Origin of the sequence: Sodalis sp. RH15, assembly GCF_047324255.1 — a bacterium.
GTDB lineage: Bacteria > Pseudomonadota > Gammaproteobacteria > Enterobacterales > Enterobacteriaceae > Acerihabitans > Acerihabitans ligni.
The window spans coordinates 38,398-54,971 of record NZ_CP178738.1; the positions used below are offsets into that span (position 1 = coordinate 38,398).

The window sequence follows — 16,574 nt, forward strand, 5'->3', positions numbered from 1 at the left end:
GGGAAAATTCTCATTAAAAGAGGGCAATATAAAAATCGGATTTGAAAGAAATCACGAGCAAAGGATGGCGGCCCGCACCGGATCGATAGCCACCAGCGCAGCCAATAGGGCTTCCATCCGCCGCGCCAGCGCCGTCTTGTCGGCATCGTTGCGCTGAGCTTTCAACCTCATAAGTTTCAGCAGCCGCGCTTTGACTTCAAAGCTCAGCTCCGGCTCCCAATCAGCTAACGGCAAACCGGCGGAGGTAGTGTTGAGCTCTCCCAACAGATGCAGAGCCAGGTCATTTTTGCCGTACTGCTCGGCCACCCTCGCCATCAATAAACGCAATAACCAGCGTTGGCGAACCGTTTGAGTGCCGGGCCGGGCCGCCAGCCATGCCAATGCGGCGTCCACTCCGTCGCTGTCCGCCTGGGCCAGTGCCTCGCTTTCCAAGGCCAGAATGTCATTGCCATCCGCCGGCGCCGTTACTGAGGTTACGGGTGCCCAATGCTCGGCACTCCCGCTGACCTGCTGGGCTATCCAACCGCGAGTCACATCGTCGGCAAACGGCGTGCCGTCATTCCAGCTCAGATTTTCCAGCCCGGGCAAGCGCGCCAGCAACATCCCGAGATCCTGCTTGACGAGATCCGCCCAACCGGAGAACGGCTGCCCCTGCTTGCTCAATGCCTGGCAGGCATACCATTGCAAATCCAGCCAAAAGTGGTTAACGCCCTCCGCATACATCCGCTCGACCTGTTCCAGCAGTTCGTCCCAGCTCTGCTGCAGATACAGGCGTTTAAGCTGGGCGCGACAGTCACTGCGCGGCGGGGTCAAGCGGGTATTGCCAGCCTTTTCCTGCTGCGGTAAAAGATGCACCGTGTCCCAACGCAGACTTTTCATCAGGCGGTGGCTTGCCAGCCAGCCTTGCGGCTGTTCGCGCAGGTAGCGCGAGAGCGCTTTTCCCTGTTCCAGCAGGTCGCGGCCCGACTGAACTTGACGCAATCCCGGCTTCAGCCCGGCGGAAGAGGAAAGCATTCCGGGGCCATCCACGGCGCTGTGTTGCGGCACCACCGCCTCCAGCCCACCCGATTGCGCCAGACGCAACTCCAATGCGCCGTATAGCGCCCCCAGGGCCGGCCGGTCAAGCTCAGACCATGCGCCGACAGCGTGTTCCAGCAGGGCCAGCGCCGCCACGATGCGCACCAGCTCGCTCTTCGCCACTTCCGGATAGCGGGCCAGACTATCCAGCATTTTGTTGCCCGCCAGCCATTCCAACGCCGTTCTGCGGCCGTTGGGACGAGCCGGCAGCACCCGTTCGCCAAAACGGTCGACCAGTCCGGCCAGCAGCATCAGCCCGTCAGCCAGCCCCGCCTCGCCGTCGCCATGCAGGCGCGCCCACAGATAATAGGTAGCAACGCGGACGTCCTTACAGACGGTGGTTAGCAGCGTCTCGGCCAACTGGCAGATGAGGCCGGTATCCGCCCCGGTGATTTTATTGACCTCCTCTCGCATGCGCTGGAAATCGTCGCAATAACACGGGTCATCGCCTACCGGGTTATCAGCGGAGAGAGGCAGCAACCATTTTTCCCACTGGACCATGTGCCCACGGGCCAGTTCAAGCGCGTTCCGTTCCGCCAGACAGGTAGTGATTAATGTTTGCAACATCACCCATCTCCTCCTATGGCCGCGGTATTTCGTGGCATTGTTCCACCGCCGGTATCAACATCGAATATTCGGGCCGGCAGTGAAAAACCCCGCAGCTTCAGCAGCGCCAAGGGTCCTTCGGCCAGTTCGGTGCGCAGGTTCCAGGTTAGCGGTAAATCATCCGGGCCGGTCAAGACCAGGCGGTAAAGGGTATCGCCGTCATCCAGCGCCGTGACCTTGGCTTGCTCCAGCAGGCGGATAAGCCCCCAGGTTCCTTGTTCATCGGCGAACAGGCGCGGGCCGGCGTTCACACTGCTCCAGCTCAGCATCACTCCTGGTTTGTCCGAAGCACCCGGCCAATGGAAATTTTGCCAGCTTTCCTTCTGGTTGAAGTACCTGAGCTTCTGACCATCGAGATTGAAGGTGGTTTCCACCACATCACGTACCGGTTTGGCCATCAGCTCGAAACTTATGCCCATACCGCCGTTAGTGTATAAAATGTCGGCAAGCTGACTAAGGTGGTTAACCGCCCGCAGGAAAGCCGGGTTAAAATGCAGCCCTTGGCTGTTCAGCTTGTCCGGCACCCAGCGATTGCCTTCCTTGTGCAATACTCCGCTTAACTGGCGGGTCAGGAACTGTTCGATGCGTCCGGATTCAGTGCGGACAAATTGCCCAAGCATCGGCAGAGACGCATCGCTGCGCGTGTCCGCAAACGGGTAGCGCCCATTGAAAGCCCGATCCCAATTATCCGCTATCGACGTTCGCCACTGCACATTCAGGCTGGCGGCGGATGGCTGCAGTACCTTCTGCCACGCCTGGGCCAGCGGCTGGACAAACACCGCCCGGCCAAAACCGCTCCACTCTTCCCCCAGGCTGGCGGCAAGCAGGCTGCCGTATTCCTGCGTGTCTGTCAGATCAATGCTCTTGCCTTGGAACACCGTCTGCGCCAATAGCTGGGTCATCTCCTGCGGGTCATTGGAGTTCGCCACCTGCTGGAGTTTGAGGCGCACCCTGGTGATACGGGTCAGGAAGGTTTGCAGGCTGAGAGAGCTGTCGCCGGTCATGACTCCCGCCGGGCTTCCCTTTCCCATCATTGCCAGCAGCGGGCCAAAGGTGCCGTCCAACGGACCGGTCAACCCCGCGGCGCGCTGGTCGATGGCGAGCAGGTCGTCTTTATGCAGCAGGCTCTGTACGGACTTCACCAGCGAATCTGACAAGGCCGCTCCCCGTTGTCCGGTTTGCCCCTGATAGCTAAGGGTGTTCATCAGGGCAATCAGCGGGGACTGACGCACATCGGCCATCAGGGTGAGCTGGTCGGTCACATCCGACAGATTTTTCGCCTGCTTCCATCGCAGACTATTGAGAAAATTCAGCCAGGCACCGCTGAAATCGGTAAAATAGCGTTCGGTAAGGCGTTCTTCAAGCGCTTCCGGCGACACCTCGGCCGTCACCGGATGTGTGGCGTCGCTGAGCACCCAGTCAATTTCCTCCCGGCGGGAGGCAACGGCCTCATCAATGGCCTTCTGCACCTGTCCTTCCCAGGCTTGACGGGTAAATACCCCCGGCACCACTTCGGTGGAGCTGAACAATCCCTGCGCGTCCCTATCTCCTACCATATGCATTAAGCCAAGTTCGGCGTAGTTGTTCGACACGGATTGCAGTATCTTCTGATAAAGCGTTGCCTCGGCGTTACGCTGCCCGATCTGCACCAGCAATAGCCGGCGCACCTGCGCCACCAGATCAGCATCGGGCACGATGCGCCATTCCGGGTGCTCCGCCAGATTCACGGCATAAAAACTCCATAGCCCCGGCGACAGGCTCCGCCATAAGCCGGTAGCAACCCCGGCACGGACCGGTTCGTTTTCTTCGAGGATTCGAGTCAAAAAGTCCGCATCGGCTTTTTCCGGATACGCCAGCATCAGGTAGGCTTTAAGCCGGCCGTAGCCCACCAGGGCTCGCTTGGCGCGTTGCGGACTGTGCGGCGGCAGGGCAACCAGTTCAGCGAGATGGAAGCTTAACTGTTTTGCCGCGCCGTCACGGACAAGGCGATTATTCATGGCGCCGTAGCGCGGCCATAAGGCGGCCGATAACATGCCGCTTTGATTTAAGCCAAAACGTTGATACCAGGGCGCCCCGTGCGAGGAAAGATACTGCAACCGCCCCAGTTCATTCGCCAGTTGACGAAGCGCCTTCAATTGTTCGCCGATGGGAACGTCTTCCCTCAGCGCCGTCAGTTGCTCCCTGGCGGTAACGATATGACTGCGGTTGGAGATAAAAGAGAGCAGGCTGCCGCCCCCCCACAGCAGCGTCAATCCCAGCACCGCATAAAAAGCGTTTCGCTCCCACGAAAAACCGGCGCGGCGGCCTCTGGCCGAACTATCGTTTACAATGCCTTGCCATGCCGGATCCGAACACCAACCGTGCCCCGTCCCGGACGCTTTGTCATTGACCGGCAGGCTGAACATCATGCCGCGCAGCGACAACGCGCAGGAGAAGTCTCGCCACAGCGGAACCAGCGCCTGCTGCCAGTGCGTTATACCCTCCCGCTCCAGATACAGTGACAAACGAAGCAGGAAATCATGTCGGGTAGTCGCCAACACCTGACCCATGCCCTCGCGGCGCAGCGGTGCAATCAGATCAAGCAAACGGGCGGATAAATATTCAGATGTACAGGCTGCCGGCAACAGGCATCCCACCGGCGCGCCAGGGCGATCTCCTTGCGCCCAGGCGCTGTCGCATACCTGCCACAGATAGAGCGGCGCCTGCCAGCCTAACCGCTGTCCCTGACGCAGAAGCTGGCGCAGACCAAGATAGATGTGCCTAGGCTGGGCGCCCTGGGTTTCAGTCACCGCCCAGACGATGCCGTCCAGGGGACGCCGCCGGCGCAACGCGCGAAGCCGGGCAATCAGTTCTTCATTCGGATCGGCTTGTACGCTGCCGCCCCACAGCAGCAATGTACTGTTGCCCTCCAGCCAGCGCTGCAATGTAAGACCGGGCGTGATGGCCTCTACCTGTTCAGGCTCGCCGATAACCAGCAGGATACGCACCTTGCGGCGCCAGAAACGACCGTGATGCAGGCGAAGGCCTTCCACCATAGGTTGGAGCGCATTTTCTTGCGCCTTTAACTGGGCAAGTCGCTGCTCCTGCTCAGGATATACCCCCGCTTTTTCTGCATCATTTTGAGCCTTCTTAAGAAGGTATAAAGGAACAATGATTGATATCAAGCGAATAAGAAGTATGAGAGTCAGAACAATAAACCACAGGGTTATCTTCTGTGCCCGACCGAGTATGCCAATGCCATCGCCGAAATAATCAATGCTCAGCCATAGACCAGATGCTATTGCAATAAAAAAAAGAATAGAACCTACCACTTTCCAGGGATTAGGCAGTATCATTATGCACCACCTCGGAAGATTGAATTGCATTAACCACCCAATTTTCTTCCCATCGCCCCAATACTATTTGATTTTCATTCATATGTTGAGCAATATCCGCAGCAACTCCTAATGCCATCCATCCTCCCAAGGGTCCCGTTTTCCCAACAAATTTTTCAAAATCTATAATATTTTCTGATAGGAATTCCATTATATATTTTCGGTGTTCTTGCAGGATCGTCATGTTGAATTCATTACTTTTCATATCCGCAAGCCATATTTTATTGGCTAGCCTGGACACATTTTGCATATTAAGCATAATGCTATATTTCGATTGGAAGTCATCGCTAATAGCATCCATTGTGCGGTAAACTTTAGCTTTACCCGACAATTTATGATCATCTGCCCAGTCGTCAGAAACGAAAACAAAGATTGCCGCCATTTCGGAACAATTGCACATTATTGGGAACTGGAGTGCGAGCAAAATATTTACATTTTCTTCAGAAGATTTTATCCAGTCATTTAATATCGTCTGGGGCAATGCTCTAACAATCTTGATGGATTGTTCAGGTCGAATTTCACCATTACTATCAACGAAGGCAGATCGAATAGCGTCGCAGATTTGAACGTCGTATTTTTCCTCTAGAGAAATAACAGTGATATACGGTTTAAAGGAATTTGGTAAATTCCTTAAAGTAGATGAAACAGAAGAAAGCAACGATAAAATTATTTTCCTAATCGTCAAGTCTGGAAATTGAGTTAATTTGTTGACTTGATTATACCTTACTTCTAATGAGTGGGCAGGATTAATCAAAGATGATGCGGTTAAACCCTCCGGTAAATACACCGTACTATTTATGACCATTAAATATCGGCTTGCCCAGCTTTGCCGGGCGGCTAACGCGTCTTTGTGTATTTGTTTGGTTTGGTTATACTGACTTACCCTATTACCATATAAAAGCAATTTAAAACCAAATAAGCCCGTCCAGATTAAAAGCAGTATGCCGAAGGTATATTGCCAAAAGGTCACGCTGCCCGTTTCAGTCCAACCCACGGGCCAAAAAAAATGTCCCATCAGGCAAATAACAGGAATTGAAATGAGCACGCCCCCCCACACTTTCAATGCTGTCAAAGCAGGGGAAGCTGTTGCAGGTAAAGTGAATATCTCCCACCCCATCGTATCATCCTAAACCGACGCCCGGCGTGCTTGAGATGACCACACAGCCGCATTCACAACGACAACCGTCCACGACAATCTCTTTGCCATCTGAGAACCACTCGGATGAGCCTTCGATAATAGAATTATTGCCATGGTCCGATATTGGACAACTGATCATATCACCTTTAAGAGCAACTTTTTCATTGTCTATTAACATGGAGGATGAGGCAGAAATCACTTCACCTCCGTGAGAGGTTTTATCGCTTAATAAAACAAAGCCTTTTGTCATACTCACTCCTTATATTATTAATAGTGTTAAAATTTTAGTTACAATTCAAATAAATAAAAAACCAGGTTTTTTATAAAAAATTAATATTTAATTTATTTTTAATGAATTACTCTTCAGAAAATGCGCTATGTCGACAAAAAAATTGTTACCATTCGCCGTAGGGGAACAGCATCATTGGTACTTAGGCTCGCAAAAGCATTATCTCCCCACTTACCCTCGCTGGCAGGATTAAGGCCGCCGGCTATCATGTGTCTGTCATTACAACTTACCACTCTCCATAAGGAAACTGTTTATCTTTTATAAAGTCCTTAGTATCTTGCGGAACTTGATATCCTACTATTTCAGGACACCATTTCATCTCCTTTTCAGAGACGCTGCTTCCTTCAGCAATAACAACCCTCTTTCCGTCAGGGCCCGGGTTTCTCAGCCAAGCTTTTATCGCTCCGCCTGGCGCCAGGCCGAAATAAACCACTCTTCGATACGCCCCTCTCATTCGACCTGAGTCCAAACGATAGAAAGCCTCTTCCTGCATCAAATCGCTCCCCTCCTTTGGAATGGTAATAGTGCTTTCATAGGTTTTTTGCTCCACTACCGAGAACCAGCATATGCTGAAAATCCAGGGCACTCCGGGGACAGCGTCATTGGTACTTATCATGGCAAAAGCATTATCTCCCCACTTTCCTTGGCTGGCAGGATTAAGGCCGCCGACACCCTTTAAAATCAAACCAGATTCGTATACATCACCCTTGGTGTTCATCATTCTTGCTATCCTTGGCTCTGCAGGAAACATATACGGGTCTACTATTGAATAATACCATTTCCCCGGCCATCCTGACGTGCCGGTTTTAATTGTCTCTTTATTACCGGCCTTACAGGAAATGAGTGAAAGCAATATTATAATTAATAATAGATACTTCATAATTTTTTTCCTTGTAAGTCATAAACGTTTCTTTTTCCATTCTCCGTAGGCCTGTTTGGAAAAAAAATAACGGCGAAACTTGCTCCATCATCAAAAATATCTTGCTGAGTTTTTGGGTTTTTCTTTATGGCTTTCCAATTTGCCGAGCAATGTATATATTTTTCTGCCAACAGAGCTAATTCATCGGAATTGAAAGGAATAATGTTTTCACCCTTCCTTATGGCTTTGCCTTGTGCGCGCGCTTTATCCATCAACGTATGCAGCACTGCCGGCACCGGATACCGATCGTTTATTTTACCCTTATCGAAAATACATCCCGCCTCTTCGGCCGCATCAAGCATCACCCGCAATATGGCTAATGACCAACCATTGGACACATTGCGCTGCATGCGTATGGCCGCACCAACATATTTCAACCTTCCCGATTGCTTTTCAGAAGGTACCGGCTCATCCCAAAGTTGAATCCAGGTATCCGCTTTTTGTAACATCGGTCCCCATATCGGATCGGCAAGTCGCGCCTTTTTTTCCAGCTCTGACCTTTTATAAGCGCTTGTAGAGTTGTTTTCCATTGATACCGGGACCGTATTGTACTCTGGGCGACTTATAAGGTAGTCTTCTGTTTCTAATGGATGATAACCGCCGCCAATATCGCTGTGCGCGCCTGGCAACGAGAGTTCCGGATAACCCGGCTTCACGCTGTTTAATGAAAAATTGTGCCTAAACTCATGCTCTGCAGTGATGTGAAAGACTCTTTTTGCTATGCCTACCGGAAGATAGATATTGACATCACCGGTATCTGAGCTGCTCGGGACAGGGGTGGCAACAGCTGCCACGGTATCAAATAACCCCATAAAACGTATAGAGTGATTGGCAAGATTTAAAATAGAAATTTCAGCGCTTTGAAAGATATCTGTTAGTGAGGAGAATAATTCATTATCTCGTTTTCTGATTCTATTAGAAAAATGGCGTGCGGCGGCGGCACCCCGGCTAAAACCAAAAATATCAAATTGAATTTTAACTATTTCCACATTTGTATAATATTCCAATGATACTGGTAAAGATTCTTTTATGACATCAATCGCCCGATTTGTTTTAGCGATAATACCGGTGCTGCTTCTTCCGGTAGCCATACCTATACTGGAATCAGACTCTCCATTAATAGTGCCTATACCTTCCACATAATATTTGAACTGAAGATTTTCTTCTGACGTCGAGAAATCTGGAACACTATCGTTTCTATATAAATTATATAAACAATGGATATTGGTATAAGAACCATCATAACTGATTCGCGCTATATCTCCCCGCAGGCCAAAACGATCTGCCTCGCAGGCATTTAAAATTCCTTGAGCCTCACTATCATTATAACCTACAGATTCCGCAGAGCAGTTCTTTTGACGCAGAGTCGAGTTAAACGCATTATTCCCGGTGCCGTCAAAAAACACCCCCAGCGTCAAGGTTATTTTTCTTTTCGGCATCGCCGAACATGACACCGGTATGCCTTTTGCAAAAGGTGCCGTATTTCCTGAACTGGTCACTACTGACTTTTCTTCGTTTTGTTGATTGTGTGGTTGTTGATTATCTTTCATATTATTGCTGTGGATATCGAATATTTCCGTGGCGGCATAAAAACAGACGACGCCTTATTATAGTCATCGTGCCGCAATGATCTTTGGTTAACGAATAATCGTCAAAATCATGAAAATTCAATGCTTATCTTTTCCGGAGATGACGTCGTAATTTCCATTGTTTTTCCCTCCATATCAGTGACGCCCTCAAATACCTTTCCTTCAGCGGTTGTTATGCGATAGCGTCTATTCGGCAGTACTTCCCCTGTTGTTTCATCCTTCGCGATAAAGAACTCGCTAAAGCCTGAAGGCAACGTAACCGTCGGCGCACTGTAGCTGGCGGCATTCATTTTTTGTACACAGGTTGATTTCAATAAAATATTATTCGGGCAACCCAATTCAATGTTTCCGCCTTTCATTCGAATATACGCATTCCCGCAATTCAGCAATAGTTCATCTTGGGCGGTGATCTGCACCTTACCTTCAACGCTTGCAATATCGATATTTTTTCCCGCTAAAACGGAGAGCGCATCATTTTGTGCTTGGATATCGACTTTGCCGCGATTAGCAAAGAGCTTCATTCCCTTATTTTTGGCGAACAGGCTAACTGCCTCACCCGCCGCGACCATAAATGTTTTCAGTACGCTGATATCAGCATTCTTTCCCGCCGTCAGCGACACCGAGCCTTGCCCTGATGAAAGCTGTACATTTTCCGGGCTAAGCACCGCAGCGCCATGGGGGGCATGGACCACAAGCCCGGCTTTGGCCAGTTGATGTAATGCTGAATTTAATCGCTGTTGTCCTGATTCTTCAGCCAGCTCGGCTTTAGCGAGTTCTGACGCCTGAGACAATGTTTTAACGATAGATAATGCCCTATCTAACTGCTCAATGGCCGCCTGCATATCCAGTTGATTTCCATTGGCCTTCGGCTGCGCATCGGCGCTGATGAAGATGCCCTTGGCCGCCCGTATTGCCCCGTGCAGGTCGGTTCGAATCTCAAACCCCTCGCCGCGGGGCTGCTTGCCGCTGTCCACCAGATGCCCCAGATTAAGCTGGGTTTTGCCGCCATACTCGGTGCTGAGCTTGATATGCTCCCGATCCCGCGTGTCGTCCAGCCGCAGTTTGTTGTTTGCCGGCGTGCGCAGCACGTTGCGCTTGTAGTTCTGCAGCGTGACGAGATCCGGGGTTTTGGAATCATGCAGGGCATAGGCGATATAGGGTTTGTCAGGATTGCCCTGTTCGAAGGCTATCGCCACTTCGGTGCCCGCCAACAGCGGCGTATGCAATCCATAGGTATCGCCGGCATAGGGCCGCGCCTGACGCAGCCACAGGCTCTCAAAGCCGGGTTGCCATTCATCACGATCGAAATCGAACGACACCCGGTAGCGTCCGTCACTGTCGATATGGCTGTAGGTGTCATTTACGCGCGTGCTGGTTACCCGGGCCGGCAAGGTGCCGGCCATTACCGGCTTCGCCGTCGGCTCGGGGCGGAAACAGACGATTTCCGAATAGGGGATGGCGGTAAACTCCACCTCAAGACCCCTGTCTCGCGCCGCACGGCTGCGGATGCCGGTTATCACCGCGCCTTCCTGGAATACACCCGGCGCATTCTCACCCCGGACCTTGAGTTCCTGGCCGGGAGCCAGTATGGCGGAGCTGGTAAAACCTTTCAGTTTGGTTTGCCGGTTCAGGTAGCGCTCATGGCGCAGCCGGGCGTAAAACGTTCCGCTTTCAGGCTCCGGGTCCGTCGCGTGTTTGTCGCCGATGGTGAGATAATTGTCCGCATAATGATAGGCTTCACCGTAGGTCGTCTTGTCCCCGCGGGTTACATCCGCCTCACCGTCCATAAGCGCCGAAGCATCGCGATAATTGTAGTCGCGGGTACTGACTCGGCCCTCCACCACCCGGTACGCCGTTTGCAAGTCCCAGACGCAGGAAGCCCCGCCGGCATCCAGGCCCGAGGGGTTACGTAGCGGCAGAAGCGAACCGGACCGATAGTGGCGCTGGTCGTCATAAAATTCCACCACGTCGATGTTGAGCCGCGGGTCGGCGGTGAAGAGAAACCAGATCCCCACTTCGGCCAGCAGACGACTGATAAAGGTCAAATCGTCCTCGCCGTATTGCATCACCAGTTCGCGTTTCGGGTAAACGCGGACCAAGGTGAATAAAAAGTCCTGGCCCTTAAAGCAGTGGCGGTCGCGCAATACCTTCTCCACAATTTCCGGTACGGATAAATGCTGGTAAATGCGGTGCTGCAGGCTGTTCCTCAGCAGAGCGAGGCGCGGGACCAAGGTAACTTCATAGCGGCTTTCGTCCCTGGAGGCGGAGAGGCGTTTAAATCCGGCAACCACGCCGTGGATCGAGCGTAACGGGGCCGCAGCCGGCGCCGGCAGTCCGAACTCCGGCAATACGGCAGGCGTTGCATTGAGGGTAAAAGTGGCATCCCGCATCAGCATTTGGGTTGAAGGAATATCCTTTGCCGGACTGGTGAGTTCGATACGGTAGCGAAACGGGCGGCTGAGATGCTCTTCGCCGGTAAACGCCAGCACATCCAGAGGCGTTTTATTGTCCCACACCAGGAGCTTATGCTGGCGATGCTCGAACGGCAGAATATTAGCGGCGTTTAACATGGCTTGCGCTCCTCGTGGCTAAAGTCCAGGGTAATGCCTTCATCTATGCTGTAGTCCAGTTTCAAGCCGAGCGGTTTGCGCAACTCGGCGTGACGCTGCAAAAGTTGCTGGCTCAGCACCGGTAAAATTTGTTGGTTCAGCAGGCTATCGATATTGCGCGCCCCGCTGTCCGGCAACAGGCAGGCGGCTGCCAGCGCCTCCGGCAGGCTGTCGGTGTATTCGCAGCGCAAACCGTAATGCTGGTGCAGGCGCCGGATTACCTGTTGCAATTTGATGTGGACAATGCGCTTCATGGCGGCGGCATCGAGCGAACGGTATATCAGGGTTTGGAAACGCGACAGCAGGGCGGGTTGAAAACGATCGCGCAAAATGGGGCGCAGCAGTTCGTGCAATGTGCTATCCGGTGCATCCGGCTGCTGTTCCAGCGCAGCCATCAGCCTATCGCTGCCGAGATTGGCGGTCATCATGATGACGGTATTGCGAAAATCGATCTCCCGTCCCTCGCCGTCCCTCATCACGCCCCGATCAAATACCTGATAGAACAGATTGAGTACGTCAGGGTGGGCTTTCTCCACCTCATCCAGCAGCACGACGCTGTAAGGACGTTTACGTACCGCCTCGGTGAGCACGCCGCCTTGGCCATACCCGACGTAGCCCGGCGGCGATCCCTTGAGCTGGGAAACGGTGTGAGGCTCTTGATATTCGGAAAGATTAATGGTTATCAAGGAACGGTTTCCGCCAAAAAGCGCATCGGCCAACGCCAGCGCGGTTTCTGTTTTGCCGGTGCCGCTCGATCCAACCAGCAGGAATACGCCTAAAGGACAGTTTTCAGGCGTCAACCCGGTTTTTGCCACCCGCAGCCGTTGCGCCAGGGACTCAATAGCGCGATGTTGACCGATGATCCTTTGCGACAGCGTGTTTTCCAGTCCCAGCAAATTGACCTGTTCATCTTTCAACAGACTGCCGAGGGGGATCCCGGTCCAATCCGCCACCACCGAGGCCACCATACGTACATTTACATCCGGCGATATCATTGGCGAATTACCCTGCAACAGCGCCAGCTTTTGCTGTAAAGCGTCGACATGGCCGTCGAGGATGTTATTCCCCCTGGCGGCCAGTAGCTGTTTCGTCAGCTCTTTCTCTTGTTGATAGCGTTCTTGGACGGCATTGAGCTTTTCGTGCAGCTTTTCACGGCGGATATCGATGTCAAGCAGCCGATCCGTGCCGGAGGTAAATCCGGTGGCTGAATCCTGTAGCAGTGACTCCCGTTCCATATCCAGCGCGGTAATCTGGTTTTGCAATTCCATGAGTTTATCCGGCCGGGTATTCAGGCTCATGTGTGCCCGCGCCCCGGCGGTATCAAGCAGGTCTACGGCCTTGTCGGGCAATTGCCGTCCGGTGAGATAACGGCGGGATAAGGCGACGGCGGCCCGTATCGCGTCGTCCTGGATATGCACGCCGTGATGGACGGCATAGCGCTCTTTGAGCCCGCGCAGCATCAGGCAGGCGGTGTCATCGTCCGGTTCGGCCACTTTCACCATTTGAAAACGCCGTTCCAAGGCGGCGTCACGTTCGAAATAGTGTTTATATTCCCCCCAGGTGGTGGCGGCGATAGTGCGAAGCTCGCCGCGGGCCAGCGCGGGTTTCAGCAGATTGGCGGCATCGGCGCCGCCCGCCTGGTTACCGGCGCCGATCAGGGTATGGGCTTCGTCGATAAACAGCAGTACCGGGCTGGGGGCATTTTGTACGGCCTCGATGATGTTTTTCAGACGCTGTTCAAATTCTCCTTTTACCCCCGCGCCAGCCTGAAGCAGACCTAGATCCAGGGTACGTACGCTGACGGATTTCAGGCTATCCGTCACCTCGCCGCTGATAATGCGCAGTGCCAGACCTTCAACCAGCGCGGTTTTACCCACGCCGGGCTCGCCCACCAGAATCGGATTGTTTTTGCGTCGCCGCGACAGGATATCGATCATCTGCCGGATTTCCGCGTCGCGCCCTAATACCGGGTCAATCTGCCCGGCACGGGCTTTGGCGGTTAAATCCAGCGTGAACTTGTCCAATATCTGTTGCGTCTGGGATACCGAAGGGGGATCTGTGGGCAGCGATGAAGACAGCATGGACGCAATGTCCGGCTGTGGGCACTGTGGCCGTTCATCCGATTGCATATCCAGCAGCGGCAGCAGACGGCTGAGCTGGGCATCGCCCAGGCCGGGCGGCAGCCAGGGCGTTTTGGTTTGCAACAACGAAGGCGTGGATATCAATGCAAACAGTAAATGCACCGAGCGTATTTGCTCAATGTTCTCTTGCAGCGAGGCCTCAAGCCAGGCCGATTTGATTAACCTCTGCAACGCATTGGAAAGCTGCGGTTTACTCTGGATGCTGCGGGGCAGCTTTTCAAGCTGTGATAACAGTCCCTGCCACAGGTCATCCATATCCCACTCATAGCGGCGGGCGATCACCGTGATATCCCCTTCTCCCTGCTCAAGCAGTTTGAGCAGCCAATGTTCGACGGTAATTTCCCCGTGGGCCCGCGTTTGGCATAAGGAGGCCGCGGCGGCTAAGGCTTCGGCGCAATAAGGGTTCAGTCGGCGCAATAACGGGGCACAATGGTTGTCCATATTGTCAGGTCTCGTCTCAGTGGCCTTGAAGGCGATAGCTACCGCACGGCCCGTGTCCCGGTCCGGTGAGGGAAGCATTGTGTATGGTCTTAGCTGAAGAGCGTTCCGGACGCCGCTCAGATAACGCCACTAAGGCCGCAGGCGGGCTTCCGCCTGCGAACCGGGTTATCAGGCGGAAGCCCGTTCGTTCCAGGAATCGGAATGAATAATGTTGCCGTCTTTATGGGTCCAGATTATTTTCTCGTAGCGGAATTCCACCTGCTCCAGGTGGTTGTGTCTCTCCTTGGCCGGATCTTTGATGTCATGCATCAGCGGGGCCACCTTCACGACCTTGACGTTTTCCAGCCGGGTGTTGAAGTACTCTACTTCCTGTCCGGCATCGTCGATTTTGTACCATTTGATTTCCGCCGATTTGAGCGTCTGGCCGGAGGTGACGGCTTTATAAAGGTAGGGACTTGACGCATCCACTTCCTTGGTGAAAACCAGGGGGGTATGGATGCGGGTGCCGGTCAGCTTGCCGGTGTTATTATCCGTGGGGATATAGAGGCTATGTTCCAGAGCCGTCATTTCTATACTGCCTTCGCGACCCTGAACGTTTACAGACCCTTTGATGTCTGCGCCGCCGTCGTCTTTCAGCCAGAGATATGCGGGAATTGCCATGGGTTAACTCCTGTTATTGATGAATATCGCCTTCATTGGCGAAGAGGTGGTGCCTGAATCCCGGCCACGGGTTGACATGCCCCCGGCTCCGGTATCAGTCTGATGTCGACCCGGCGGTTGGCCGCACGCCCGGCCACGGTGTCATTACCGGCAATGGGCCGGGCGGAACCGTGGCCCTGTACCGCAAAACAGCCGGACGGAATATTGCCCATGGTGCGCAGCCAATCACGCACCGCTTCGGCGCGAGCCAATGACAAATCCTGATTGCGCCGGTGGCTGCCGGTGTCGTCGGTATGGCCGGCGACGACTATCAGCCATCCCGGCTGCGCCTTGATATCCATCAAGGCGGCCACCAGCACCTTGGTGGCCTCGGGTTTAAGACTGGCGCTACCGGCATTGAATAACGACAGGCTGTTAAGATTGAGGGTTTGCGGACCCGGCGCATGGGGTTGCGGTGCATCCGATACAAATAGGGGCGGCATGTAACCGTCAATGGCCGCCAGCAGCCCGGCGTAAAGACTGGTGCCGGAATACAAGCCCAATCCAAGGCGCAGCGGTGTTCCCTGCCGATGGTAAAGCTCCAGTTCCTTGGCATCGTTAACCAGTACCGTCAGGGCTGACGCCTTGGGGCCATGGGCCGACGGGGGAATGTTATGATAACGTTGCAAATCGGCGGCGACGCGGATCAACAGGCGCTGGTTGTTCCAGGCCACGATGCAAAGCGCGGCAAGACAATATCCGGTCAGCACCGCCATACCCCAAGCCATCGCCCGCCGGCAGGCGGTCGGCCCTTGTGGCCGAGGCAGCATCCATAGCAGGGGATCGGGGAAAGGTAACGATATTTCCCTTGCGGAAGAAAAAGACACGGGCCGCAACAGTGTCCGGGCCGCAAGATGGCGTTGCCAGACATTGCCGCTCAAGACGGGCATTGACGTAAAGCGCACCGCCAGATCCGATTGGACTCGAGGTGGGCAGCCATATTTGTCGGCGGGTTTTTCCGCCATCAGCGTATCGCGGTACCAGGCCAACAGGGCCTGTGCTTCTATAATCTGGGGCAAGTGATGGATAGGCTCCCCGCCGCTTTTTATGGACAATCCGTCCTCTGTTTCCTGCCCGGACGCTGCCAGCTCGCCGATTATGCCGAGGGCTCCCTCTGTCGGGCAGAAATACCAGGGGCCGTCTTTGCCGTTGAGGAACAGGCATATCATTGCCGGCGGCCTGTGGCCGATATTGCGGGACATCCCCGCCAATTCATGATGCCAGCCGCGCAAAATCGTCCGGAGGACGCCCTGATCTGTATGCGACTGCGGAGACAAAAAAAACATTGCGGCCAGTTGCCGCCTCCAAGCCGGACGCTGCGCCAGGAGGACAGGCGTCAATCTGGCCAGCTCTTTGGCCGCGCCAAGCCGCAGGTAGCAGCCGTGGGGGATTTCACGCACCAATGCCGGGCCAAATAGTCTATCCAGATCGTCGCTGTCGCCGCAGACCAGCACTATGGGCGTGGAGCATTCACCGGGCAATGCCGCCAGCAGATGTTGATATTCGGCGGAGACGGGAAATGCCTTCCGCCCGCAAATTATCCAGGCTCCCGCCACGGCCGACAGCGTTAGCGCCCCGCTGAAGAATCGCGCCGTCATTCCCCAAGGCAGGACACCCAGACATAACATCAGCGTTAAACCGCCAATAAGCAGCCATAATCCGCGTTTCATGCGCACCGTCATGATTGGCATT

At 53.9% G+C, this 16,574-nt stretch carries 10 protein-coding genes; all 10 read right to left on the reverse strand.

Annotated elements, in window-relative coordinates; translation table 11 throughout:
* Window positions 1–51: 51 nt before the first annotated feature.
* The 10 genes from tssA to ACL2XO_RS00210 all read right to left on the reverse strand — a co-directional run bounded on the left by tssA (window position 52) and on the right by ACL2XO_RS00210 (window position 16,573).
* A complete protein-coding gene (gene tssA, locus ACL2XO_RS00165; RefSeq protein ID WP_413741954.1) occupies window positions 52–1,644 on the reverse strand; it encodes a type VI secretion system protein TssA in 1,593 nt (530 codons plus the stop codon).
* Window positions 1,644–4,718 carry an ImcF-related family protein gene (locus tag ACL2XO_RS00170; RefSeq protein WP_413741955.1) on the reverse strand — a complete coding sequence of 1,025 codons (3,075 nt, stop codon included), beginning with the start codon at window positions 4,716–4,718 and terminating at the stop codon, window positions 1,644–1,646. Before ACL2XO_RS00170 ends, tssA begins: the two co-directional genes overlap by 1 nt.
* 286 nt (window positions 4,719–5,004) lie before the next feature.
* Window positions 5,005–6,174, reverse strand: a complete 1,170-nt coding sequence (locus ACL2XO_RS00175) for a hypothetical protein (protein ID WP_413726051.1) — start codon at window positions 6,172–6,174, stop codon at window positions 5,005–5,007.
* Between the two features lie 4 nt (window positions 6,175–6,178).
* A complete protein-coding gene (locus ACL2XO_RS00180; RefSeq protein WP_413741956.1) occupies window positions 6,179–6,445 on the reverse strand; it encodes a PAAR domain-containing protein in 267 nt (88 codons plus the stop codon).
* A 265-nt stretch (window positions 6,446–6,710) separates the two neighbouring features.
* On the reverse strand, window positions 6,711–7,364 hold the full coding sequence (locus ACL2XO_RS00185; RefSeq protein ID WP_413741957.1) for a DUF2931 family protein: 654 nt from the start codon (window positions 7,362–7,364) through the stop codon (window positions 6,711–6,713).
* Entirely contained in the window at window positions 7,361–8,953 is a 1,593-nt protein-coding gene (locus ACL2XO_RS00190) for a T6SS phospholipase effector Tle1-like catalytic domain-containing protein (RefSeq protein ID WP_413741958.1), read from the reverse strand. Before ACL2XO_RS00190 ends, ACL2XO_RS00185 begins: the two co-directional genes overlap by 4 nt.
* Before the next feature lie 107 nt (window positions 8,954–9,060).
* On the reverse strand, window positions 9,061–11,562 hold the full coding sequence (locus ACL2XO_RS00195) for a type VI secretion system Vgr family protein (RefSeq protein WP_413741959.1): 2,502 nt from the start codon (window positions 11,560–11,562) through the stop codon (window positions 9,061–9,063).
* On the reverse strand, window positions 11,556–14,183 hold the full coding sequence (gene tssH, locus ACL2XO_RS00200) for a type VI secretion system ATPase TssH (protein WP_413741960.1): 2,628 nt from the start codon (window positions 14,181–14,183) through the stop codon (window positions 11,556–11,558). Before tssH ends, ACL2XO_RS00195 begins: the two co-directional genes overlap by 7 nt.
* A 168-nt stretch (window positions 14,184–14,351) precedes the next feature.
* Window positions 14,352–14,843 carry an Hcp family type VI secretion system effector gene (locus tag ACL2XO_RS00205; RefSeq protein ID WP_132924354.1) on the reverse strand — a complete coding sequence of 164 codons (492 nt, stop codon included), beginning with the start codon at window positions 14,841–14,843 and terminating at the stop codon, window positions 14,352–14,354.
* 32 nt (window positions 14,844–14,875) lie between these two features.
* Complete coding sequence (locus ACL2XO_RS00210; RefSeq protein ID WP_413741961.1) at window positions 14,876–16,573, reverse strand: OmpA family protein; 1,698 nt, start codon at window positions 16,571–16,573, stop codon at window positions 14,876–14,878.
* Between the last annotated feature and the right edge of the window lies 1 nt (window position 16,574).